A 22561-nucleotide genomic window follows, 5' to 3' on the forward strand; every position below is an offset into this window, starting at 1 on the left:
CCATAGCTTAATTAGATTGTATGTATAAATTCCATCCGTAGACTCCCAGGAAGAGCAAAACTTTTTATAGACAGCTGGTATATTGGAGCAGGCAATAAGCCTTCGGTAATAAGACAAACTCCCAATAAAGCTTTTGTCAAAATACGCGAAGCTTACAAGGAAAAAGCTGGTACCAAATATGGTATTACACGAGATAATTTCAAGGTATCATTTACGGAAAAAGATCGCCTGGAAATTCGGCATACCATTGCCAAACAGTACAAGCAACAATTCTTTAAGAAAATTATTCTCGTAGTTATTTCAATAGCAATCACCACTCTTGCTTTGGCACTTTTGGCTTTCCTGCTGAAGCCCCACATTAAAAGCCTACCTATTTAACCTTTTCTTTTCTGGCTTAATCCAGCTCACATTTTACCTAAAAATGTAACTTAGATACTTTCTTGAAAATTTCTTTTAAAACCTTTAAAACCATGCAAAAACCACTATTTAAAACTGTATTTTTCACTTTTTGTATTGCTCTATTTAGCTTGCTATCATGTTCAGATGATAAGGAAGATGACAATCCATCGGGTGATGAAAATGCCGCACAAAGCATTCAAAACAACATACAGGAAGGAACCTGGAAAGTTTCAAGGTTTATTGATTCGGGTGATGATGAAACTTCAGACTATGATGGCTATAATTTTACTTTTGGACGAGATGGTGTACTTACCGTCACCAATGGTACTCAATCCTACTCGGGCAACTGGAGCATTACTTTTAGCAGTAATAATGATGACAGTCCCTATGATTTAGACTTTAACATCATTTTTAATTTGGCCAATGATTTTGAAGATCTGGATGATGATTGGGACATTAAAGCCTACAGTACTACAAAACTTGAATTGTTTGATGTAAGCGGTGGAAGTGGCGATACCGACTACCTGACTTTTGAGAAAAACTAATGATTAGTAAATCGGTACATTAAAACTATTTGGTTTCTTTACCTTTCAATCAACCATTCATAAATGCGCTCAATATCTCTCATTGTCCTTTTCTTTTTAGGCTTTGGTTCTGTAATTTTCGCACAGTCTGATAGCACCCAAAGTGAAGGAAAGGAACCTTCAAAGTTTGATCAATTCAACCAAAAAGCAGAAAAGCTTTTTAAGATAATCCCCGTTCCACTATACTCCTACTCTACCGAAGCCGGACACATCGTAGGTTTGGCTAAGTACAACCTAATTGACATGGATAAGCGAGATACTATTTCGCAACCATCACGTATTGCTGAGGTTATTTCTTTTTCTACCGAAGGGCGCATAAACATGTCTGTTTCTACAGATTTCATTTGGAATGAAAATAAGTATATGGTACTTGGCTTTATAAACTACCGAAAGCAAAATGAATATGTATTTGGCATAGGAAATGACGTCATAGCCGAAGATCTAGAGCAATATGGATTCAGCCGCTTTAGGTTTGTTAATACCGGATATCTAATGGTTGCAAAAGACCTCTATGTAGGTTTAGGATTTGATATTTCAGACTACACGGATCTTGAATATGATACTACCGGAATTTTGGTTCAAGATGATGCAGTTGGCCTTACTCCCAATACAAATTTTGGCATAAACCTAGCTACTCGCTATGATAGTAGAGATAATCGCTACAATCCTTTTGCAGGAGAGTATGCAAGTTTGAGCTACACTTTTTACCCAGAGTTCATCGGCAGTCAATATCAGTATTCAAAATTCAATCTTGATTTAAGAAAATACTACAACCCTTGGTACAAACATGTAATTGCCATGCAGGCCACCACAACGTTTTGTACCGGTGAAGTACCTTTTTATGATTTAGCCCTGATGGGTGGAGAAAACACCATGCGAGGCTATTATCAAGGAGCATTACGCGATAGAGTTTTGGTAGATACTCAAGTAGAATACCGTATGCCTATCTGGAGCATTTTTGGACTTACCACTTGGGTAGGTACTGGCCGCGTGGCTCACTCTTATGAAGATCTGTCACTTGATGGTTTTTGGATTTCCTATGGTGTAGGTCTTCGCCTAATGGTGGATAGCGAACACCAAACCAATCTTCGTTTTGACTGGGGTTTTGGCCAAAACCGTATTAAAGGATTCTACATCAATTTTGCTGAGGCTTTTTAGTAAATCAATATTTTTAACCTACCTACATTCAGGCAGCTTTTACACTACATTAAATACCTAATTATCAATAAATTAAACCAAGTAAATATGGTTTAATTTCCCTACATTTAAGGTTTAATAACCAAACCTTAAATTATAATGAGAAAGTTAACCAACCTTTTGGTGGGCGTATTCTGTTTACCCCTACTTATGATGGGGCAACAAGAAGCTCTAAAATCCACAATAGTATCAATAGAGTACATTAAAGTGAAGCCCGGCATGGAAGCGAAATTTGAAGCTGCCGTAAAATCTCACAACAATACTTTTCACAAAGACGGTGCATACGTGTCCAGTCTCTTTTACATCACCGTAGGCGATGAGGCCGGTTGGTATGTATGGACAATGGGACCATTTAGTTATACCCAGCTAGATGGAGCACCTGGTGAAGGAGCACATGCTGACGATTGGAGAAAAAAGATTGCTACTTATGTAGCAGAATATGGGCGGTCAGAGTTTTGGCGACATAACAATGAATTATCGGTAAATGATGGAGATAATGAATCCATGCAAACCACTTGGGTAGTAGATGTGAAAAGAGGCGAATGGTACCGCTTTGAAGCCTTTATGGAAAAAGTAGCCGCCATTCACAAAAAGAAAAATGAAGAGTTTCACATGTGGACAAATGAATATCACTCTAATGATGGCCGTGATGTAGCCCTTACCTGGCCTTTTGACAAATGGGCTGAAATGGACGAGAATGACTGGAAAATGAAAGAAGAGTATGATGCCGAGTATGGCGAAGGCTCGTGGGATAACGCTCTAGAGGAGTGGGAAGATATTGTTGTAGATATTACCCAGAAAGTGTGGAGAAGAGTAGAATAATTTTTGTTTGACTCCAACCAAATGAAAAAGCCCCGCTCCGAAATATTTCAGGGCGGGGCTTAATTTTTTATATCAAACTGGCTTAGCTCATCGCTGCCAATCGCTCTTCCAAAGCTTTAATCTTAGCTTCTGCATCAGCTTGTTTTTTACGCTCTCCATCAACCACGGCTGCAGGTGCACCGCTCACAAAGCGCTCATTAGAAAGCTTTTTGGATACTGATTTTAAGAAACCTTGCTGATATTCCAAATCAGCACGAAGTTTTTCCTTTTCGGCTTCCACATCAATTGCATCACCGGCAGGGATAAGCATTTCATATTTACCGGCAAGGAAGGTAAAACCAGGTCCATCGCCTGCACCTTCTGTAGCAATGCTGCTCAGGTTCCCCAGCTTCACAATTAGCTTTTCAAAAGCCGTAGGGATGGCATCAGCGGCCGGAGCCACCAGTTCTATTTGGTCCTTGAAGGAAATATTTTTACTCGCTCTGATGTTTCTAATTCCGTTTACCACAGCTGCAGCCTGATCAAAGTCAGAAAGCAAAGCTTCATCACTTTCAGCAGCTTCTGGCCATGCTTGCAAACACAGCGTTTCCCCTTCTTTACGCTCCTTTATTAAGTGCCAAATTTCTTCACTAATGAAAGGCATGAAGGGATGAAGAATTACTGTGATTCTTTCAAAATAATCTAAAGTAACTTCTAAAGTCTTTCTATCAATCGGCTCACCAAAGGCAGGCTTAATCGCTTCCAAGTACCAGCTACAGAAATCATCCCACACAAATTTATAGGTGCTCATCAGAGCTTCTGAAATACGATACTTTTCGAAAGACTCATCAATAGAAACCATTGTTTTCTTAAAGCGCTCATCCAGCCATTTTATGGCCGAGGCAGCAGCTTCAGTTGGTTCGCCATCAGCTACCTCCCATCCTTTTACCAAGCGAAGGGCATTCCAGATTTTATTAGAGAAATTTCTTCCCTGTACACAAAGGTCTTCATCAAAAGGCAAGTCATTACCAGCAGGGGAAGTAAGCAACATACCCACACGAACACCGTCCGTACTGTATTTTTCCATCAAGCTGATTGGGTCAGGAGAATTACCCAAAGATTTTGACATTTTACGTCCTTGCTTATCGCGAACGATTCCCGTAAGGTAAACATTGCTAAAAGGACGCTCTTTGCGGTACTCATAACCCGCCATCACCATACGCCCCACCCAGAAAAATAAAATCTCTGGTGCTGTAATCAAATCTTGTGTTGGGTAGTAATAATTTATCTCTTCATTATCTGGATTACGAATTCCATCAAATACAGAAATTGGCCATAGCCACGAAGAAAACCACGTATCTAGAGCGTCTTTGTCCTGAGAAAGGTCTTCTGCGGTAAGGGCCTTTCCTGTTTTCTCTTGTGCTAATTTTAATGCCTCATCAGCATTTTCAGCTACCACAAAATCTTCTTTTCCGTTTCCGTAAAACCAAGCAGGAATTTGGTGTCCCCACCAAAGCTGGCGGCTAATGTTCCAATCATGAACATTCTCCATCCAGTGGCGATACGTGTTCTTAAACTTTTCAGGAATAAGCTGCACCTCATCACTCATCACAGAGTCCAAGGCTGGCTTTGCAATTTCCTTCATTTTCAAGAACCATTGATCCGAAAGACGTGGCTCAATCACTGCTCCTGTTCTTTCACTGGTTCCTACCGAAGTATTATAGTCTTCCACTTTCGCCAAAAGATCTTTTTCCTCAAGCTCTTTGAAAATTTCTTTACGAACTACAAAACGATCTTTGCCTGCATAATGCATGGCGTGGTCATTCAAAGTACCGTCATCATTAAGTGAGTCAATCACATTTAAATTGTGACGATCACCAATGGCTTTATCATTAATATCATGAGCTGGAGTGATTTTCAAGCAACCGGTACCAAACTCAAGATCTACATAATCATCTTCAATAATAGGAACCGCTCTGTTGGCTATAGGTACAATTACCTTTTTCCCTTTGAGGTGAGAATAACGCTCATCAGCAGGGTTTATGCAAACAGCAGTATCTCCAAAAATAGTTTCAGGACGTGTAGTTGCAACGGTTATAAATTCTTCAGAACCTTCAATTTTATACTTCAGATAATAAAGCTTGGCGTTCACATCTTTGTGAATCACCTCTTCGTCAGAAAGTGTGGTTTTTGCCTCAGGATCCCAGTTTACCATACGGTAACCGCGATAAATAAGACCTTTATTATAAAGATCCACAAAAACCTTAATCACAGACTCGCTACGGATTTCATCCATAGTGAAAGCCTCCCTACTCCAATCACAAGATGCTCCTAAACGCTTCAACTGATCGAGGATTATTCCGCCATGTTTATGCGTCCACTCCCAAGCGTGTTCCAAAAATTCGTCACGAGTAAGGCTATCTTTATTAATACCTTCAGCTTTAAGCTTTGCTACAACTTTAGCTTCGGTAGCAATTGATGCATGGTCAGTACCAGGAACCCAGCAAGCATTGTAGCCGCGCATGCGCGCTCTTCGAATAATTACATCCTGCAAAGTATTATTGAGCATATGCCCCATGTGCAATACTCCCGTAACATTTGGTGGAGGAATGACAATAGTATAAGGCTTTCGCTCATCAGGAGTCGATTCAAAAAATTTATTCTCTAGCCAATACTGGTACCACTTTTGCTCGGCTTCTTTATATTCGAAATTAGCGCTAATGCTCATTAAGTCTATGTTTTACAAGGAAAAATAACAATGGCGCCAAAGGTATAAATTGTACTTAGCTACCGTCAAAAAATCTTGGCACATTTTTAGCGCACTCATTATGTGTTTTTAAAATATGACATTAACCATTATGTTTGTCCAACAAAAAAGAAAATTACCATGAAGAAGCTACTATTAGCACTTGCATTTATTGCAACCGGAACTTTTGCGTTTGCGCAAGAATCTAACCCCAATTCACCAGAAATTTCGTTTGAAACCGAAACTATTGACTACGGTACCATCGATCAAGGTGCTGACGGAAAAAGAGAATTTGTATTTACCAACACCGGTAAGGAGCCTCTTATTATTTCGAATGCCCAAGGATCATGTGGATGTACTGTTCCTACTTGGCCACGTGAGCCTATCGCTCCAGGCGAAAAAGCGGCTATCAAAGTAAAGTATGACACTAAGCGTGTAGGACCTTTTACCAAAAGTGTAACTATTCACTCTAATGCGGCTACCTCTACTAAAGTTATTCGCATTAAAGGGAATGTAAAGAAGCCTGAGCAGGTAAAAACTACTCCTGAAAAAGCCGACAAAACCTCTATGATGGAAGAGTCGAAATAACGATTTATAAAAATTACATTTGCACCCTCTTAGCTCTGCTAAGGGGGTTTTGTTTTTTATATAAATCTGATAAGCATACCAGTAAATGCCAGCAATATCAATTAAAGGGCTAACCATGCCCGAATCACCAATTCGTAAGCTCGTTCCTTTTGCTGAAGGAGCCAAAGCCAAAGGCCGCGAAGTGTATCACCTCAATATTGGTCAGCCTGATATTGAAACTCCGCCAGCTGCTTTTGATGCCATAAAGAATTCAAGTTTAAAAGTATTAGAGTACAGTCATTCGGCTGGTTTTCCATCTTACAGATTAGGCTTAGTAGATTATTACGCAAAAGTGGGGATTGACATCACCGAGGATGACCTTATAGTTACCACAGGTGGTTCAGAAGCCATACTTTTTGCATTAAATAGTATTGCCGATCCTGATGACGAAATTATTATTCCAGAGCCTTTTTATGCTAATTACAATGGTTTTGGAATTTCAGCAGGGGTTAGTGTTGTTCCTGTAACTTCTCGCTTGGTGGATGAGTTTGCCTTGCCTCCCATCGCTGATTTTGAAAGCCTGATTACTGATCGCACCAAAGCGATTATGATTTGCAACCCAGGTAATCCAACCGGATACTTATATACCCGTGAAGAACTTGAACAGCTGAAAGAGCTTGCCCTAAAGCATGACCTTTACCTTATTGCTGACGAAGTTTATCGTGAATTTGCTTACGATGATGCTGAGCATATTTCTATTCTTAGCCTTGACGGCTTAGAAGAACACGCTATCGTGATTGACTCTGTGTCTAAACGATACAGCATGTGCGGAGCTCGTATTGGCGCCATTGTATCGCGCAACAAGCAAGTAATGGCTACCGCTATGAAATTTGCGCAAGCAAGATTGAGCCCTCCTACTTTGGCCCAAATAGCTTCCGAAGCTGCTTTGACTACCGGACCTGAGTACTTTACCAATGTTCGCGAAGAGTATGTGAAGAGACGGGACATTTTAGTTGATGGACTGAACAGCATTGAGGGAGTTTATTGCCCAAAACCAAAAGGAGCATTTTATGCAGTAGCATCACTACCTGTAGATAGTGCTGAGCGGTTTGCACAATGGCTTCTTTCTACTTTCGAAAAAGATGGTCACACTGTAATGATTGCTCCTGCTGAAGGCTTTTACGCCACTCCAGGCATGGGACTAAATCAAGTGCGATTGGCTTATGTATTAAATCAAGATGCACTAAAAGCTTCAGTAGAAATTATTAGAGAAGCACTTAGAGAATACCCAGGATCTTTATTACATGAATGAAAAAAGGATACTAAAGGATCTCTCACTAAAGGGATTTAACACCTTTGGTGTAGAGGCTCGAGCCAAATATTTTTTTGAAGCCATCACCGTAGATGACCTTCTCTGGATTATCCATCAGGAGGAATTTAAAGGAAAGAAAATGATTTTGGGTGGAGGAAGCAATATGCTCCTCACCCAAGATTTTGATGGTCTTATCATTAAAATTTCCTTTAAGGAAAAATGGATCGAGAAAAGTCATGATGACTATACTTTAGTATCGGTAATGGCGGGTGAAAACTGGCACCAGTTTGTGCAGTGGACCATCGAGCAAGGCTTAGGCGGGTTAGAAAATCTATCGCTAATTCCTGGTAATGTTGGCACCGCTCCTGTTCAAAATATTGGAGCCTATGGCGTGGAGGTGAAGGACACTTTCCACCACCTGGAAGCTCTAAATATGGAGACCGGGGAGTTTGAAATTTTTAGAGCAGAGGATTGCAATTTTGGCTATCGCCAATCTTATTTTAAAGAAGGAGGAAAAAATAAGTACATCATTATTAGAGTCTTCTTTTGCCTCACTCATACTAATCATGTACTTAATACCAAGTATGGCGCTATAGAGGCTGAATTGGAAAGAATGGGCGAAGAGCCTAGTATTCAATCTATTTCAAAAGCAGTGTGCAACATTCGCAGCAGCAAGCTACCAGACCCAGTTTTACTTGGAAATAGTGGTAGTTTTTTCAAAAACCCAGTGGTGCCAAATGCTGCTTATGAAAAATTGAAAGCTGAATTTCCTGATATAGTGGCATACCCTGCCGGAAACGGATATACCAAACTGGCAGCTGGTTGGTTAATTGAAAAAGCTGGTTGGAAAGGCTTTAGACGTGGAGACGCAGCTGTACATGAAAAGCAAGCCTTGGTTTTAGTGAATCACGGCAAGGCTTCTGGCAAGGAAATTGAAGCTTTGGCTACAGAGATAAAAGAATCAATAAAACGTACCTTTGCGGTAAATTTGGAAGAGGAGATTAACTTGATTTAATACCTCAATTTCAACTTCAAGATAAATTACATTACAATGCAAGTTTTTATAATCGCTTTAGTTTTACTCGGTCTTGGATTTGCTGGTATTGCCATAAAAATATGGGCAAAGAAAGATGGTGAGTTTTCAGGAACCTGTGCTAGCAACAGCCCATTTTTGAATGAAGAAGGTGAGCCATGCAGTTTTTGTGGAGCATCGCCTGAAGAAAAGTGTAAAAGCCCTGAAAAGCAAGACGGTACTCAGGCTGCTTAAAACACCTCTACTCTCTTAGCCATTCGTTTTCACGTCCCCAATTTATAAGCTGCACCACATTATTGGTGTGTGCTTTATTCATTAGGTTTTTTCGGTGAGTTTCTACAGTGTGGGGGCTTATAAACAGGTTTTCAGAAATTTGATTTGTAGTAAAGCCTTTGGCTATTTGCTCCAATATTTCAATTTCCCTTTCGGTAAGTTCCAGCTCGCCATTATTCTTACGCTGCATTTTCTCTACTATCTTCTGCTTTACTTCTTCTCCAAAGTAATCAGTACCCATTGCCACTGAGCGTACGGCAGCCAATAGCTCCTTCTTACCTGCATCTTTTAGAATATAACCATGCACTCCAATCTTCATGAGTTTTTCTATTATCATGCTTTTCTTAAACATGCTCACAATTAAGATTTTCACCTCTGGATATTCTTCTACAATCTTTGACGCGCTTTCAATACCATCCATGTTTGGCATATTAATATCCAAAACAATAACGTCTGGCTGATTCGTTTTCAGCAATTCCATTAATTCAACACCATCTGATGCCTGTCCTAGAATTTTAAATCCTTCTTCATGGCTCAAAATAGAATAAAGACCTTCCAAAAACATTTTATGATCATCCGCTAGTAGTACTCTTATCATGATCTATTGGTATTTCTATTATCACTGTCATTCCGTAGCCAGGTGTAGAATCTATATGGAGTTTACCACTTAATCGCTTAACCCGGTTCTCTATATTATCCAGCCCCATCCCTCTTTTTACTTTAGATAGGTCAAATCCCTTTCCATTATCCTCATACATCAGATTGAGTTCATCCTCTTGCTGGCCTATTTGAAGAGTAATCTTTGTAGCTCCTGAATACTTAATGGTATTTGAAACCAATTCCTGAACCACCCTATAGAGGTTCATTTCTGATTCGTAAGGCAAGCGGCCTGTTAATCCCGATGTGATAAACTGAACCTGTAAACCTGCTGAATCACTAAGCGTTTCCTGTAATTGCTCTAGAGCAGCCTTAAGGCCAAATTTCATCAAAACCCCTGAATAAAGGTCATGAGAAATACGTCTTACCTCACCGCAAGCCTCATTCAGTAAAACTTCGGCTTTTATATACTGCTCTCTACCTCTGCTGCTGCCGGTATCAATAACATCTTCCACATGCCCAAAATGAAGCTTTACAGTGGCAAGCATGCTTCCTAATGTATCATGAAGCTCTTCTGCAATTCGCCTCCGCTCATTATCCTGCCCCTCAAGCATAGCCTGTGTAGAAGCTATCTCCTGATCTTTTAAAAGTTCATTAACCTGTTGATTTTTAATTTGTAATTTTTGATATGCAATTTTTCGCTTTTGTTGAATAGTGCGCCACACCAGCATTAATAAAGCTACAACACCAGCCAGAGCTCCAGAAAGTCCCCATATCCATGTTTCCTTCTTTTTATTCTGAACATGAAGTATACTATTCAACTCCGCAATCTGCTCATTTGCACCAATCATATAAAATTGATCATTTAACGTATCTGCATATCTTAGGGTAAGATTGTAGTACACCAACGCGCTATCATAAATACCTTCTTCTCGGTACAAATCTGCTACTGAGTTATATACCTCTACAATATTCTTTCGAGGATAGAAACCGATTAGCCCTTTTAGCTTGCTAAAAACTTCCGAATTTCTGTCTCTCTCATAATCCATTAGATATTTCCTTCGTAAAGCACTGGCAACAAACTCTTCAACCTCTTCATTTGTTTGAAGTTCGAGCAACTTGTCTATATACTCCTCCGCTCTTTCTTCATCTTCCATATTGCTGAATAAAAGCGATTGATTGTAATAGTTTTTTACTAAGGCATTAGTGTCATCTGGGTAAGCCTCACAAAATGCTCTGTTATACCAAAACAATGCACTGTCATATTCCTCAAGATAAGTATAGGGCGCTGCAATATTTACAACGATAGCTTCACATGAATAATCATAACCATTTGATTCGGCCAAGACCAAGGCCTTCTTATAAAGTTGAATCGCCCTCTTGTAATCAGTAAGTTCATTAGCACAATCTCCAATAAACCGTAACAAATAGGTTTGCTGTAAAGTATAGCCCTTTTGTTCTGCGATAAAAAGAAGCTCTCTATACTTTCGCTCTTTTGTAAACCAATCGTCATCACCATCTCGCACCACCACCATTGTGCTATCAAGCTGATAGGGAGTTTGACTATATACAGAAGCAAGGCTTCCGAATAGAACTAAAAATATTATTTGAAATTTTCGAAACTTCATTTATTGTTCTATCCATAGCAAAGCATCTGATTGATGCACGTCATTTACATCAGTGCCTTTTGCATAAAACAATATAGGTAAGCCCACTTCAGCATCTACACTAGAAAAGTCAAACTGAAAAACATTATCTACATCTACTGTTTTATCTTCCTCAATTTCAAATGCCCATGTATGCACAGGGCCACTACCCGTTTCTATAATGTGCTCCATATTTCCTACAATTCTATAGCCTGTCGGTTCTCCATTTATATTTTCGGTCGTAATGGTAACTTGAGTATCACCCCCAGTTCTTTGCATAATAACGGTTTTTATTCGCGCACCATAGTCATCAAGAGACCCTAGCACGCCCACTAACTCTTCAGTTGGCGCTCCTGGAGGTGGACAATTATTCCCTCTTATTTTTCCATGCGATTTTTTTGAGGCAGATGCACCCGAAGTCAAATCCAAAAATTTAAAGTTTACTGCATTTTGCCAATCTGGGTTTGGCGATGGAGCATCTAATTCAGCAGAAAAGCTGATTTCACCATTTAAACTATCGCTACCTGAGTCACTAAAACTAACATCAAATTCATTGTAAGATGGCTGACTGGATCCTGAAACCACCAAATCTCCAGATGACTGAAAGGTCGCATGAATGCTGTAAACGTCATCACTTTTATACGAAAATGTGAGATTGGAAAACTTAATATTGTTAATATCCGACATAGCTTAAAATTTGGTTGATGTTAAACTTTGAAAAATCAAGCCTTGAAACTATGAATAATATATCTCAATTTAAGTTTTTCTCCTTTAATATAAATAATACAAGTACTCCTTAATTAAGGATAAATGCTTCAAAACCCTTGGTGAAATTTACCTTCCAATCTCCGTTTTCATCGGTGGAAATAAAATAAGCCTCTACTCCATCCTTTCCTTCAATATAAGATTGTGCAGCCTGCATTCCCATTACCATGCAAGTGGTTGCATAAGCATCTGCATCTATACATTTATCAGCAATAATGCTCACACTCAAAAGTTGATTTCTTGCCGGAAATCCAGTTTTAGGGTTTATGGTGTGGGCGTATTTTATTCCCGTTTCACTGTCTACCCAATACTTGCGATAGTTTCCAGAAGTAGCTAATGACTTATCTCTAAGCTCTACTATCATTTGAAACCTATCTTCTGGATCAATTTCATCTGCAGGTTTGTCTACCCCAATTTTCCAATAATGGTCTTTACTATTTTTTCCTTTTGCTCTAACTTCGCCACCTACTTCTACCATGTACTGATTCACTCCGTTATCTTCCAGAAATCGAGCAACTACATCCACTGTATAACCTTGGGCGATAGAATTAAAATCAATTTTAAAACCTTGAGGAACCTTTACCGAATTATTCTGTACCACTATTTGCTTGTAGCCAATTAAGCTTTTAGCAGAATCTACTTTGGAGCTATCGATGTCAATATTTTTGGTTTTACCAAAACCCCAAAGTTCTACCAATGGACCAACGGTTACATCAAACAAACCATCCGATTCCCTTGAAATTTCAGATGACCTTTTTAAAACTTCCATAAACAAGTGATCTACTTCTACAAGGGTATCACCGCTATTGATAAGTGAAATCAATGACTCATCCTTATAAGTACTCATAGATTGGTCGATATATTCGAAAATACTATCAAACTGAGCCGTCCAGTCTTGCTGGGATTCAGTTATATATTTTATTTGATAAGTACTTCCCTGAGCGTAACCTACAGACTCATTTTCATAAATTATAGTCTCTGCACGACAACCTACCAAAGCAAGGCCAATGATGGCCAATACGATTTTTTTCATGGGTGCAATTTAGCAAGATTAGCGTGTTAAAATGCCTCTCCAAAGGTGATGTAATATTTAAAAGTGCCTTGCGGTGAATAGCCCACATCTGCTCGAATATTCAGCTTGCGATCCTTACTTATTTTAAAACGGACACCTCCACCAAATACCTGCTTAGTAACTGACCAATCATATTCCGATATGCCATGCGCTACATTGCCAAACGCGCCAAAGGCTGCTACCCCCCATCGCGACAAAAACATCCATCGGTATTCTGCTTGAAAAATCCAAGCTGTGTTATCCCTAAAGCGTCCTTTATACAAGCCACGCATCCTTCGCTCACCGCCCAGCTGGGCCATTTGATGAAAAGGCACTTCGCCTGTGTTGAGCTCACCATAAAGATTAGTGGCTAATATGTGATTTTTATAAAAAGCCCAATAATTCACCACATCCACTGTATATTTTGCAAAAGTATATTCGCTGCCAATAGCTTTAAAGTTCCATATGGCTGAAGCCTCAGCATACCATCCTTTGGTTGGATATAGCTGATTATCTCGTGTGTCATAGTTTATGGCCGGTCCTATTCCCGAAGCTCGCCCTCCTTCCTTTCCTAATATATTGGCGGTATCTAAAATTCCATCTTCTTCTACTTCAAATACATCAAAGCCGTCAAACCAATAGCGAGCACCTACATACAAGCCTGGTAAGGTTTGCCTCATGGTATTTATCCTGACTCTTGGCAGCAAAAAGCTAAAATCCTCCTCGTCATCGAGGGTATTATACGGGCCGTTTCCGTAATATTTATAAATGTATTTGTAGTAACCTAGTTCGCCATAGGATAGCCAGTCATCATCTGACCAAAATATGCGGTATGATAAAAAAGAAAGAAGCTGATTTTCTAAAGTATAGGAAACCCCAACTTGGGATTGGCTCAAAGTGCTCTTGTCACCTTTAAACTGAAATGTGGAAAAGGCACCGGCCCCAAAGGCTAAACTTGTTTCGGGTGAGTAAAACCCTACCGGAAGGACATTGATGGAAAAAAGATCTTCATCAGCGGTATCCGTTTCAGGCTTTTGTTGAGCAAATAAAAAATTTGCGCAAAGCAACAGTGAGGTCACTAAGTACGAATGTTTAAAAATGCTCAATCTATTGTTTTTGTAAGAAAATGGTAATCCTCCTTCATGCTTCAATCCTTAAGCTAGTTTAATCAATACTTGATAAATAAAACGTGTGCTGCGATAAACGTAATATATGCAGGTTTGGAATATAGTTTTGACTTTAAACTTTACATTGTGACATACGAAAAATTCAAAATGTTAGACGTACTTATAATTGGAGCGGGCCCTATCGGTCTGGCCTGCGGCATAGAAGCAACAAAACACAAACTCAACTACCTTATATTAGAAAAGGGTGTTTTGGTAAATTCACTGTACCACTACCCTGATAATATGACCTTCTTTTCTACCAGCGAAAAACTGGAAATAGGTGGTGTTCCCTTTGTATCAAACAACCCGAAACCAAGAAAACATGAAGCTCTTGAATACTACAGGCGAGTGGCCGAAAAATTTCAGCTTAATATCAATTTTTATGAGTCTGTAAAAGGGATAGCAAAAGGGGGAGATCATTTTGTAGTAAATACTTCAAAAGGGATTTACAAAACCAAGTCTTTAGTGATAGCCACAGGATTTTACGATTTGCCTAATAAACTCAATATCCCAGGAGAAGAGTTATCAAAAGTGAAACATTATTATACCGATCCTCACCCCTACTACAGACAAAAAGTGGTGGTAATTGGTGCCCAAAATTCAGCTGTAGATGCCGCACTTGAATGCTGGCGTAAGGGTGCAGAAGTAACAATGATTGTTAGAGGGCCTGAAATTGCTAACCGTGTAAAATACTGGGTTCGCCCAGATATTGAAAATCGAATAGAAGAAGGCTCTATCAAAGCTCACTTTAATGCAAATGTGACCAAGGTGGAAGAACATTCCCTTACATTTATGAAGGACAATAAAGAACATACCATCCCAAATGACTTTGTACTTGCCCTTACAGGCTATCAACCAGGATATGACCTTTTAAAAATGGCTGGGGTGAATATTTCTAATGAAAAGACCATGAGACCAAGCTATAATGAAGCCAATATGGAGAGTAACATTAGACAACTTTACTTAGCTGGAGTAGTAGTTGGCGGAATGGAAACTGCTAAGTGGTTTATCGAAAATTCACGGATTCATGCTGATCTTATTATGAACGACATTATGCAAAAAATCAAAGGTGAAAGCCAGTCAAATTCAAAATAATGTACTTCATCGAAATTTTTAAAAACCATCTTATCGCTCAACTACATTTGTCCCAGAATTTAGCAAGATAAGTACTCGTGGAAGGTATTTTAATAGCTCCTTCGAACAACTAAAAACAACGCTAACACAGTAAGATGGGATGTTCCGTTGAACTCAACTATTTGTAGAAAAATTATTTATGCATCCCTATTTACTATTTAAAAAATAACCAGTTTCTCAACTGGTTAGGTTTGGTTGGAGTGTGAAAAATCCCCGGAACTTGTTTCTGTGGGATTTTTCTTTTTCTCAGAAATCTAGAGCTTAGTCCTGTAAAGTGTAAAGAGGTTTCCCTAATTAATAATACCTATACTTTTTGCGTGTTGCTCAGCCTCAATACTCTTTCTAAACTGCAATGCTTCCACACCATTATATTCTATTTCTCTCATCACCAAATCTACCTTTTTACGGTTAGAACTCTTTACCCCACGGATATAAACAGCCTTAATACGATCGGGATAATCCTTCACAATTGAAAGATAAATGTATGGGTCATGCTGCCCGTTATCACCAAGCAAAACAAACTTTTTATCAGGATGAAAACTTAGAATACGTTCAATTTTCACACGTTTATGATCGTGATTACTAAAACTTCCCTTTTTGAAAAAGTCGCGCCACTTATCTTTCAATTCCTTAAGTTGAAGCACACCTTTGGGCATCTTATGAAACTGCATAAAGTTTATTAAAAAATCATACAGGTTCCATTCGCTACTTGATACATAGAAAAAAGGATTAGTTGCAGGCGTTACTCCTTTACTTAAGCTTGTATAAAAAGATACTACTCCTTTAAATGGCTTTCTGGATTCTGCATTTTTAGTTAGTAAAATGTACAACTTACGCCAAAATTTAGTGACATGAGAAACTAAGAAAGTATCATCTATATCAGAAATTAATCCATACTCAAAATCATCCTCAATTAATACTTCTGGCTCTAAACATACTTGCTCCTGCCCTTCCACCAGTTCATCTTGAAGCTCAACAAACACCCTATGCCAACCTTTTGGCAATTCATGGTTTTCTATTTCAAACTCAAAAAAACCATCTTCTCTTGTAGAAATATTAAATTTCTTATCACCTAAAATTAGGTTGACTTGTGCATCAGGGACAGTACGCACTAAAAACATTTTGATAAGTGCAACAAAATTCTTCCAGGCCGTGTTATGCCTTTTTGGTTTAGTCATTGCCATTCCTCTAAATACGTGACCTTGAAGAATAAATTTATCTCTATTTCCATAACCTCTATAAGCCAAAAGAAATGGATAATCCACATAGCGAAAACGGCTTTTAATCCAGCGTTTGAGCCAGTTCCCTTTTATTGGAGCTTGTCGGTAATCCGACCATTCTGGAGGTGATGAAATCATCTAAATTTGTAAAACTCTTTTTATTAATAAACCTATGAGCGGCCTAACACTCTTTGTTGTAAACCCAATATCCGGGGATAATGATAAGTCTTCTATTACTAAAACAATCAAAAGCTGGAGTCAAAGTTCAGGCGAAAGCATAGAAATTTGGGAAACCTCGGGCAAAAATGATAAAGAAAATCTAGAACAAAAGATAAAAGAAATTGCACCTGCCAAAGTAGTTGCAGTAGGCGGTGACGGCACCGTTTTACTGTGTGCTTCCATTTTGATGAATTCCAAAGTTCCGCTTGGGATCCTCCCCATGGGATCTGCTAATGGCATGAGTGCTGAGTTGCATATTCCTCAGAATATAAAGGATGCCCTTGATGTGGTGCATCGAGGTTATAGCAGAAAATCCGATATGCTGCTTTTTAACGATAAAGATTTAGGAATGCACATTAGTGATATCGGCTTAAATGCAGGATTAGTGAAGCAGTTTGAAGAAGGGCCCCGTAGAGGTTTTTTAGGTTATGCAAAAGGGATTGTTGGTGAACTATCTGATCTTAATCCATTTAAAATAAAAATTGAAACCGACACAGATACCAGGGAAACCAAAGGATACATGGTTGCTTTTGGAAATGCCAAACGATATGGCACGGGTGCATTATTAAATAATGTAGGTAAAATCAATGATGGCTTGCTCGAGCTTTCTATTCTTAATTACTTCGATATTACCGCCATTGCAGGCCACTTCTTTGATATCATAAATGATGAATCGGAGCACATGAAAACCATTCAGTGCAAAAAGGCCACTATATATACAGATCGAAAAGTACCTTTTCAAATTGATGGTGAGCTACAGCCTGATACAAATCAGGTGAAAGTTGAAGTTTTGCCTGATTGTATAAGTTTTGTCGTTCCCCAATCAAGAGTCCTTTAAAACACTTTGACAGATTTATACTACACCACTAAAAAGCAGAAGCGCATTGCTATGTCTGAATAATAAATTGATTATTTGTAAATTTGTTGGCTGTTCTAAGAATTTTCTGATAAAGCACACCCTATTTATGAATGTTATTGACAATACTGAAATGCGCCACTTTGAGGTGGTAGAAGGAGATAGATTGGCAACCATCGAATACCAAATTCAAGAAAAGAAGTATTTTTTAACTCGCGTAGAATTCCCACCTAAATTTGAAGAGTCTGGCAAAGGCGAAGAAATGCTGAAACTCACATTGGATATGATTGAGGAAACTGGCATGCGTGTGGTTCCTATGACCAAATTCGTGAAACAATATTTTAAGAATCACCGCGAGCGCAAGCATATGCTTCCCGTAGGTATTCATCTATAATTGACTTGATTTTTTTTTGAGATTGCTGCCGGCCTACTTGGCCGCAGCTTTTGTATTCATCACTTCCGTTTGTTGACGGATTGATTCATCATGGATTTGCATGTAAAGCCCTTTTACAAAAGTAGGACTCAATTCCAGATTTACAGCATCTTCAAGTGACCTTCTCAAAATTGCCTCCCAGCGGCTTGGCTGAAAGATTGTAACGTTATTCTCTTTCTTATACACGCCTATTTCGCGCACCAAATTCATTCTATTTGAAAATTGATTGAGAACATTTCTATCTATCTCATCAATCTTTTGACGTAGGGCCTCCATCATATTTTCAAACTCAGGATTATCTGCCGTTGGAGAACGCAGAATAAGACCATCAATGAGCTTCTTTAAACTCGAAGGAGTTATTTGTTGCTTAGCATCGCTTAATGCTTTTTCCGGTGTAATGTGTGTTTCCACCATCAAGCCTTGCATATTTAGATCCATGGCTTTTTGAGCCACTGATGGAATAAGCTGAGGTTTGCCACTGATGTGACTCACATCACAAATCATAGGCAGATTGGTATACTGCCCCATCATTTCCAGTGGCATTTCCCATCTCGGCAAGTTGCGGTAAGGTTCACTATTGTGAAAATGAAAACCGCGGTGGATGGCACCTAATTTTTTAACACCAGCCTGATTTATTCGTTCCAAAGCACCCATCCAAAGTTGGATATCAGGAACTATCGGGTTTTTTATAAAAACGGTGATATCCACACCTTGTAAAGCATCGGCTATGGCCTGAACAGAAAACGGGTTTACCGTAGTTCTTGCCCCCACCCAAAGCACGTCTACTCCTGCCTTTAGGCAAGCTTCCACATGATGAGCATCGGCAACCTCAGTAGATATTTTTAAGCCGGTTTCTTGCTTTACTGATTTAAGCCAATCTAAACCTTGCTCACCTGCACCTTCAAAATTATTGGGGCGAGTACGTGGTTTCCAAATACCTGCACGATAAGTTGCATTGGGATATTCAGCGGCAATTTGCTTTGCCGTTTCCATCGTTTGTTCTGGAGACTCAGCACTACACGGACCAAAAATATAATACGGCTTTTGATCCTTGTTTAGCCATTCCTCTTTGGGCAATATATCCAGATGGTTTTGCATAGTATTGAAATGATGACTCATTGCTGAATCTCAAAGATGAGTGAAAATTATTAGCCTAATAAACTTGAGGCTATATTATTCTTCAATTACTAATTATGGATAACCAATAAAGGGAAATATCAGCGGCCTTCTTCATTGAAGAAACCTGTAGCCATATTGGTCACTTTTACAATAATGTAATAAGCGATGGCAGCAATTAAGGCATTGAGCCAAAACCCTTGAATAAGGGCAAATTCTCCGGTCTCAATATAATTTCCGATAAGAACAAAGGCATAAAAAGTAACAAATACCCAAAGGATTCCTGCTTTCTCTTTATACAATACCTTCTTAATACTAAAAGGTAGTTTAGGGCTTTTCCAGTTTTTAAAACTTGGAATAAATGCAGGTGCCGTTTCAGCCCAATCGGTATAAACCGCTCCAAATTTCTTTCTCAAAAATTGCTCTTCGGCATACATAATGCGCTCATAATATACCCAGTACAAAAAGGTAAAAGCCATACAAAACCAAAAATCTTGTGTAAGCATGCCAATACCTAACCACATAAAAAAGTTACCTACATAAAGTGGGTGCCTTACGGCAGAATAAATTCCCGTAGTGTTTACTTCATCCGCTACCTGACCTTCAGAAGTATTACGGCCAGAGGTATTTTTGGGTGTGTGACCCACAGTATACATTCTAATAAGAAGTCCAAAAATGCAAACTCCAAAACAGATAAAATAGTAGTTTTCTTCCCATCCCATTTCAGAAAGAGGAGTGCCTCCGTACTTATTGAAAATAAACACGGCTAAGCCAAAAACTAAAATAATCAAAGGAAGTACGCCTCTGTATCTGAATAGAAAGTTACCCTGAACTTCCATTTCTTCCTGTAATGCCATAGGAAATGCTGTAATTATTAAAGTGGGCGAAGATATAAACTATTTGTGTAGCGATATGACCAATTGCCAAGCCGATTCCTTAATTTGTGAACCACACCATTTGAAGATAAGTTTTACCCATGTTTTACGACTACATACAATCACCCACTGGCACCTTAAAGGTAGAAGCCAATGAAAGTAAAATCACCTCTATTGAGTTTCTATTTGAAAAGCCAAACCAAGAGACAAACCCAAATTATCTTACCGATGAGGCTACTTTTCAACTCAAGCAATATTTTAATAATCATTTAAAGAAATTTGATTTACCTCTCAATCAAATAGGCACTCCATTTCAGTTGGAAGTTTGGAAAACTTTGGAAGAAATTCCTTTTGGGCATACCTGGAGCTATGGACAGCTAGCTTTCGCCTTGGGTGACAAAAAAAAGGTGAGAGCAGTGGGTGCAGCTAATGGTAAAAACCCTTTTGCCATAGTGGTGCCCTGCCACAGGGTTATTGGCCAATCTGGTGAATTGGTAGGATATGCTGGAGGCATCAAAAGAAAGCAATGGCTCCTTAGGTTTGAGCGCAGCCTTATCAGCGGGCAAACTGAGCTCTTCTATAAAAAAAAGCCGCCAGAAAAACTCCTGACGGCCTCAATAAATTTCAATTTCACTTATATACTTTCCGGAAGACTAACTTTTCTTCCTGCATTTTCTTTTTCCAGCCATTTCATCAATGGAGCAAAATATTCCAAAATAGCTTTGGCACTAATTTCTTCACCTAAGTTATCTTCGAGATTGATTCTCCAATCTTGGGTTGCTCCAGGAGCCATTAATGAATTTAAAAACGCCCCTGTTTCCTTACTACCATAATAATTGGTGTTATGCGGGTTTTGCTTCAAAATATCCTTGGCAATGTGCATGTGAAATTGAAACAAAAGCACATTTGCCAAAGCATAATCATAGTATTGAGCCGCATCATTGTTAATGTGCGTTTTTGAAGCCGCATCACAAAACTCCTCTCCCCTTTCGGTTGGAGGAACAATTCCCTGATACTTCTTTTTAAGCTCCCACCAAGTTTTGTTGAATTCATCTTTCGATAAGTTTTCAGAGTAAAGTTGATTCTCAAAATCAGTCATTACACCACTTGCCCAAGGCATAACTACGATGTAATCCAAAGCTTCTTTTAGCAAACCTTTTATGGTGTCAACTTCCAGGTTTTCATCTACCAAACCTTGCTGCACCAAGAATGGCTTTTGCATACTCGCCAAACCAATCAAAGTACCGATAGCTTCGTGGTATGCACGATTTGCCCCGCCTCTTAAAATAACAGGAACCTGAGGCGTGCTGTATGCCTGGTAATAATAAATATGTCCAAGCTCATGAAGTACAGTATTCCACCAGCGGGTGTTTGGTTCAATACTCATCAATGAACGAACATCCTGCTTAAGATCCATGTGCCAGGCGCTCGCATGATTATTCTTTTTATAGTCAGCATCAGCTGGTGCCGGATACAAACTAGACAAGGTGTAAAATGATTCCGGTAAAGGATCAAAACCAAGACTCACATAAAAGTCTTCACCTTGTTTTGTAATCCACTCCGCACCTTTAGCTTCGAGAGCTTTGTCAAAGTTGAGTCCTTCCACATTTACCATACTACTCCACTCCTGCCCCCAGCGATTTGGCAGCCAATGCGCGGGTAGCATTTCAGGCACGGGTTGCTTATATTTTTTAGCTAATTCATAACGAGCCCATGTATGAAGTTCGCGGTAAAGTGGCCAAATGTCTTTAATAGCTTGTTGGTTCAAGTCCATCATTTCCTGGGTTGTCATTCCATATTCGGAAACCTGAAACTGGAAATAATCATCGTAGCCTAAAGCCTGTACACTCTTGTTTCTAAGATCGCGCAAGTTTACCAAGCCGCCTTTCAGTTCTTTACCTACTTCTTTACTGGCTTCCCACGCCTTTAGCCTTTCAGGCAAATTAGTGGACGATTCCAAAACACCATCGATGTCATTTGTGGAAACGGACTTGCCATCAATTTTAAAATCATAACCAAACAAAGTTTTCGTTTGCTCCATTTCGGCCTTTATCTTTTGGCTCACAATATCAGCCGCCACCGCTGGATTAGCACCAGCTGCATATAATATCGCCTCAAGCTGCTTCACTTGCAAATGAGTAAGCTTGTCCTTTGCCTTCAAAAATTCACGAGCCGCGTTGATGTTATTTTCACTACCGGTAAAAGCCGCATAAGCCTCACCTGCCTCCTCTGCTTTTTGCGAAGTCAAAGTATCACCTTCTACAATGTGTGTGTTCAGCTCCCACTCTGCTTTTGCTGAAGTATAATATAGCTGTTGATACTCATTGGTGTAAACCGTGATAAATGAATCCGCCTTGGCTTGCAAAGCCGAATTATCTTCAATCTTTTCAGCACTTGTACCTTCATTATTACAAGCCGAAAGCATGGCTAATACCGATAGACTAAGTATTACTTTTTTCATGTGACTAGATTTTAAGGCGTGAAGATATTCATAAATTTTCTCCACTAAAATTGAGTATTCTACACTTTCGCCAAAAAGCCTCTTTCACTTTAGTTTATACATTTCTTATG

Annotated in this window: 20 protein-coding genes and 1 pseudogene; 11 read left to right on the forward strand and 10 right to left on the reverse strand. The window is 39.2% G+C overall.

The genetic code is table 11. The annotated features are described in order from the left end of the window. Positions 1-470: 470 nt before the first annotated feature. From OWEHO_RS05100 to OWEHO_RS05110, 3 genes are all read left to right on the forward strand, one after another. A complete protein-coding gene (locus OWEHO_RS05100; RefSeq protein WP_014201402.1) occupies positions 471-944 on the forward strand; it encodes a hypothetical protein in 474 nt (157 codons plus the stop codon). A gap of 63 nt (positions 945-1007) precedes the next feature. Then, positions 1008-2141: a BamA/TamA family outer membrane protein gene (locus tag OWEHO_RS05105; RefSeq protein WP_014201403.1), complete on the forward strand. Its 1134-nt coding sequence runs from the start codon at positions 1008-1010 to the stop codon at positions 2139-2141. Between the two features lie 138 nt (positions 2142-2279). Then, positions 2280-3002 (forward strand): hypothetical protein, encoded by a 723-nt coding sequence (locus OWEHO_RS05110; protein ID WP_014201404.1) that lies wholly within the window; start codon positions 2280-2282, stop codon positions 3000-3002. An 82-nt stretch (positions 3003-3084) separates the two neighbouring features. Here OWEHO_RS05110 and OWEHO_RS05115 read toward each other — a convergent pair whose 3' ends face one another. Beyond that, a complete protein-coding gene (locus tag OWEHO_RS05115; protein ID WP_014201405.1) occupies positions 3085-5709 on the reverse strand; it encodes a valine--tRNA ligase in 2625 nt (874 codons plus the stop codon). A 159-nt stretch (positions 5710-5868) separates the two neighbouring features. Here OWEHO_RS05115 and OWEHO_RS05120 point away from each other — a divergent pair, with 159 nt between their 5' ends. The 4 genes from OWEHO_RS05120 to OWEHO_RS05135 all read left to right on the forward strand — a co-directional run bounded on the left by OWEHO_RS05120 (position 5869) and on the right by OWEHO_RS05135 (position 8873). Next, the gene (locus tag OWEHO_RS05120) at positions 5869-6315 is read left to right on the forward strand and encodes a DUF1573 domain-containing protein (RefSeq protein WP_014201406.1); all 447 of its coding nucleotides are present in this window, start codon (positions 5869-5871) and stop codon (positions 6313-6315) included. Between the two features lie 85 nt (positions 6316-6400). After that, positions 6401-7606 (forward strand): pyridoxal phosphate-dependent aminotransferase, encoded by a 1206-nt coding sequence (locus tag OWEHO_RS05125; RefSeq protein WP_014201407.1) that lies wholly within the window; start codon positions 6401-6403, stop codon positions 7604-7606. Further along, on the forward strand, positions 7599-8621 hold the full coding sequence (gene murB, locus OWEHO_RS05130; protein WP_014201408.1) for a UDP-N-acetylmuramate dehydrogenase: 1023 nt from the start codon (positions 7599-7601) through the stop codon (positions 8619-8621). The genes OWEHO_RS05125 and murB overlap by 8 nt, the downstream gene beginning before the upstream one ends. A gap of 36 nt (positions 8622-8657) precedes the next feature. Further along, positions 8658-8873, forward strand: coding sequence for a hypothetical protein (locus tag OWEHO_RS05135; RefSeq protein ID WP_014201409.1), 216 nt, complete (start codon positions 8658-8660; stop codon positions 8871-8873). A 7-nt stretch (positions 8874-8880) separates the two neighbouring features. Here the strand turns inward: OWEHO_RS05135 and OWEHO_RS05140 are convergent, their stop codons facing one another. The 5 genes from OWEHO_RS05140 to OWEHO_RS05160 all read right to left on the reverse strand — a co-directional run bounded on the left by OWEHO_RS05140 (position 8881) and on the right by OWEHO_RS05160 (position 14077). Continuing rightward, on the reverse strand, positions 8881-9510 hold the full coding sequence (locus OWEHO_RS05140; RefSeq protein WP_014201410.1) for a response regulator transcription factor: 630 nt from the start codon (positions 9508-9510) through the stop codon (positions 8881-8883). Beyond that, entirely contained in the window at positions 9485-11137 is a 1653-nt protein-coding gene (locus OWEHO_RS05145; RefSeq protein ID WP_014201411.1) for a tetratricopeptide repeat-containing sensor histidine kinase, read from the reverse strand. Before OWEHO_RS05145 ends, OWEHO_RS05140 begins: the two co-directional genes overlap by 26 nt. Beyond that, positions 11138-11842: a hypothetical protein gene (locus tag OWEHO_RS05150; protein WP_014201412.1), complete on the reverse strand. Its 705-nt coding sequence runs from the start codon at positions 11840-11842 to the stop codon at positions 11138-11140. Between the two features lie 109 nt (positions 11843-11951). After that, positions 11952-12953 carry an FAD:protein FMN transferase gene (locus tag OWEHO_RS05155; RefSeq protein ID WP_014201413.1) on the reverse strand — a complete coding sequence of 334 codons (1002 nt, stop codon included), beginning with the start codon at positions 12951-12953 and terminating at the stop codon, positions 11952-11954. A 26-nt stretch (positions 12954-12979) separates the two neighbouring features. Continuing rightward, complete coding sequence (locus tag OWEHO_RS05160; protein ID WP_169312763.1) at positions 12980-14077, reverse strand: BamA/TamA family outer membrane protein; 1098 nt, start codon at positions 14075-14077, stop codon at positions 12980-12982. A 168-nt stretch (positions 14078-14245) separates the two neighbouring features. Here OWEHO_RS05160 and OWEHO_RS05165 point away from each other — a divergent pair, with 168 nt between their 5' ends. Next, positions 14246-15232, forward strand: coding sequence for a YpdA family putative bacillithiol disulfide reductase (locus OWEHO_RS05165; RefSeq protein WP_014201415.1), 987 nt, complete (start codon positions 14246-14248; stop codon positions 15230-15232). Positions 15233-15561: 329 nt separating this feature from the next. On the opposite strand, the gene OWEHO_RS05170 is transcribed toward OWEHO_RS05165, so the two are convergent. Beyond that, positions 15562-16536, reverse strand: a complete 975-nt coding sequence (locus OWEHO_RS05170; protein ID WP_169312764.1) for an App1 family protein — start codon at positions 16534-16536, stop codon at positions 15562-15564. A gap of 127 nt (positions 16537-16663) precedes the next feature. Between OWEHO_RS05170 and OWEHO_RS05175 the strand changes: the two genes are divergently transcribed. Further along, positions 16664-17548 carry a diacylglycerol/lipid kinase family protein gene (locus OWEHO_RS05175; protein WP_014201417.1) on the forward strand — a complete coding sequence of 295 codons (885 nt, stop codon included), beginning with the start codon at positions 16664-16666 and terminating at the stop codon, positions 17546-17548. Positions 17549-17675: 127 nt separating this feature from the next. Next, positions 17676-17960, forward strand: coding sequence for a GNAT family N-acetyltransferase (locus OWEHO_RS05180; RefSeq protein ID WP_014201418.1), 285 nt, complete (start codon positions 17676-17678; stop codon positions 17958-17960). A 33-nt stretch (positions 17961-17993) separates the two neighbouring features. Here OWEHO_RS05180 and OWEHO_RS05185 read toward each other — a convergent pair whose 3' ends face one another. Together OWEHO_RS05185 and OWEHO_RS05190 are read right to left on the reverse strand one after the other, a co-directional pair. Continuing rightward, complete coding sequence (locus OWEHO_RS05185; RefSeq protein ID WP_014201419.1) at positions 17994-19118, reverse strand: chorismate mutase; 1125 nt, start codon at positions 19116-19118, stop codon at positions 17994-17996. 98 nt (positions 19119-19216) lie between these two features. After that, positions 19217-19972 (reverse strand): methyltransferase family protein, encoded by a 756-nt coding sequence (locus OWEHO_RS05190; RefSeq protein WP_014201420.1) that lies wholly within the window; start codon positions 19970-19972, stop codon positions 19217-19219. A gap of 119 nt (positions 19973-20091) precedes the next feature. Between OWEHO_RS05190 and OWEHO_RS18185 the strand changes: the two are divergent. Then, positions 20092-20526 (forward strand): annotated as a pseudogene (locus tag OWEHO_RS18185) (methylated-DNA--[protein]-cysteine S-methyltransferase); the annotation flags it as partial. Positions 20527-20624: 98 nt separating this feature from the next. Here the strand turns inward: OWEHO_RS18185 and OWEHO_RS05195 are convergent. Next, positions 20625-22451 (reverse strand): M2 family metallopeptidase, encoded by a 1827-nt coding sequence (locus tag OWEHO_RS05195; RefSeq protein ID WP_014201421.1) that lies wholly within the window; start codon positions 22449-22451, stop codon positions 20625-20627. Positions 22452-22561 lie beyond the last annotated feature (110 nt).

Origin of the sequence: Owenweeksia hongkongensis DSM 17368 (genome assembly GCF_000236705.1) — a bacterium.
Classification (GTDB): Bacteria; Bacteroidota; Bacteroidia; order Flavobacteriales; family Schleiferiaceae; genus Owenweeksia; species Owenweeksia hongkongensis.

Coding starts and splice junctions, on each gene's coding strand:
- OWEHO_RS05195 (WP_014201421.1), bottom strand. CDS start 22,451: ATGAAAAAAGTAATACTTAGTCTATCGGTATTAGCCATGCTTTCGGCT.
- OWEHO_RS05115 (WP_014201405.1), bottom strand. CDS start 5,709: ATGAGCATTAGCGCTAATTTCGAATATAAAGAAGCCGAGCAAAAGTGG.
- OWEHO_RS05105 (WP_014201403.1), top strand. CDS start 1,008: ATGCGCTCAATATCTCTCATTGTCCTTTTCTTTTTAGGCTTTGGTTCT.
- OWEHO_RS05125 (WP_014201407.1), top strand. CDS start 6,401: ATGCCAGCAATATCAATTAAAGGGCTAACCATGCCCGAATCACCAATT.
- OWEHO_RS05150 (WP_014201412.1), bottom strand. CDS start 11,842: ATGTCGGATATTAACAATATTAAGTTTTCCAATCTCACATTTTCGTAT.
- OWEHO_RS05135 (WP_014201409.1), top strand. CDS start 8,658: ATGCAAGTTTTTATAATCGCTTTAGTTTTACTCGGTCTTGGATTTGCT.
- OWEHO_RS05140 (WP_014201410.1), bottom strand. CDS start 9,510: ATGATAAGAGTACTACTAGCGGATGATCATAAAATGTTTTTGGAAGGT.
- OWEHO_RS05180 (WP_014201418.1), top strand. CDS start 17,676: ATGAATGTTATTGACAATACTGAAATGCGCCACTTTGAGGTGGTAGAA.
- OWEHO_RS05165 (WP_014201415.1), top strand. CDS start 14,246: ATGTTAGACGTACTTATAATTGGAGCGGGCCCTATCGGTCTGGCCTGC.
- OWEHO_RS05110 (WP_014201404.1), top strand. CDS start 2,280: ATGAGAAAGTTAACCAACCTTTTGGTGGGCGTATTCTGTTTACCCCTA.
- OWEHO_RS05185 (WP_014201419.1), bottom strand. CDS start 19,118: ATGAGTCATCATTTCAATACTATGCAAAACCATCTGGATATATTGCCC.
- OWEHO_RS05175 (WP_014201417.1), top strand. CDS start 16,664: ATGAGCGGCCTAACACTCTTTGTTGTAAACCCAATATCCGGGGATAAT.
- OWEHO_RS05145 (WP_014201411.1), bottom strand. CDS start 11,137: ATGAAGTTTCGAAAATTTCAAATAATATTTTTAGTTCTATTCGGAAGC.
- OWEHO_RS05120 (WP_014201406.1), top strand. CDS start 5,869: ATGAAGAAGCTACTATTAGCACTTGCATTTATTGCAACCGGAACTTTT.
- murB (WP_014201408.1), top strand. CDS start 7,599: ATGAATGAAAAAAGGATACTAAAGGATCTCTCACTAAAGGGATTTAAC.
- OWEHO_RS05100 (WP_014201402.1), top strand. CDS start 471: ATGCAAAAACCACTATTTAAAACTGTATTTTTCACTTTTTGTATTGCT.
- OWEHO_RS05155 (WP_014201413.1), bottom strand. CDS start 12,953: ATGAAAAAAATCGTATTGGCCATCATTGGCCTTGCTTTGGTAGGTTGT.
- OWEHO_RS05190 (WP_014201420.1), bottom strand. CDS start 19,972: ATGGCATTACAGGAAGAAATGGAAGTTCAGGGTAACTTTCTATTCAGA.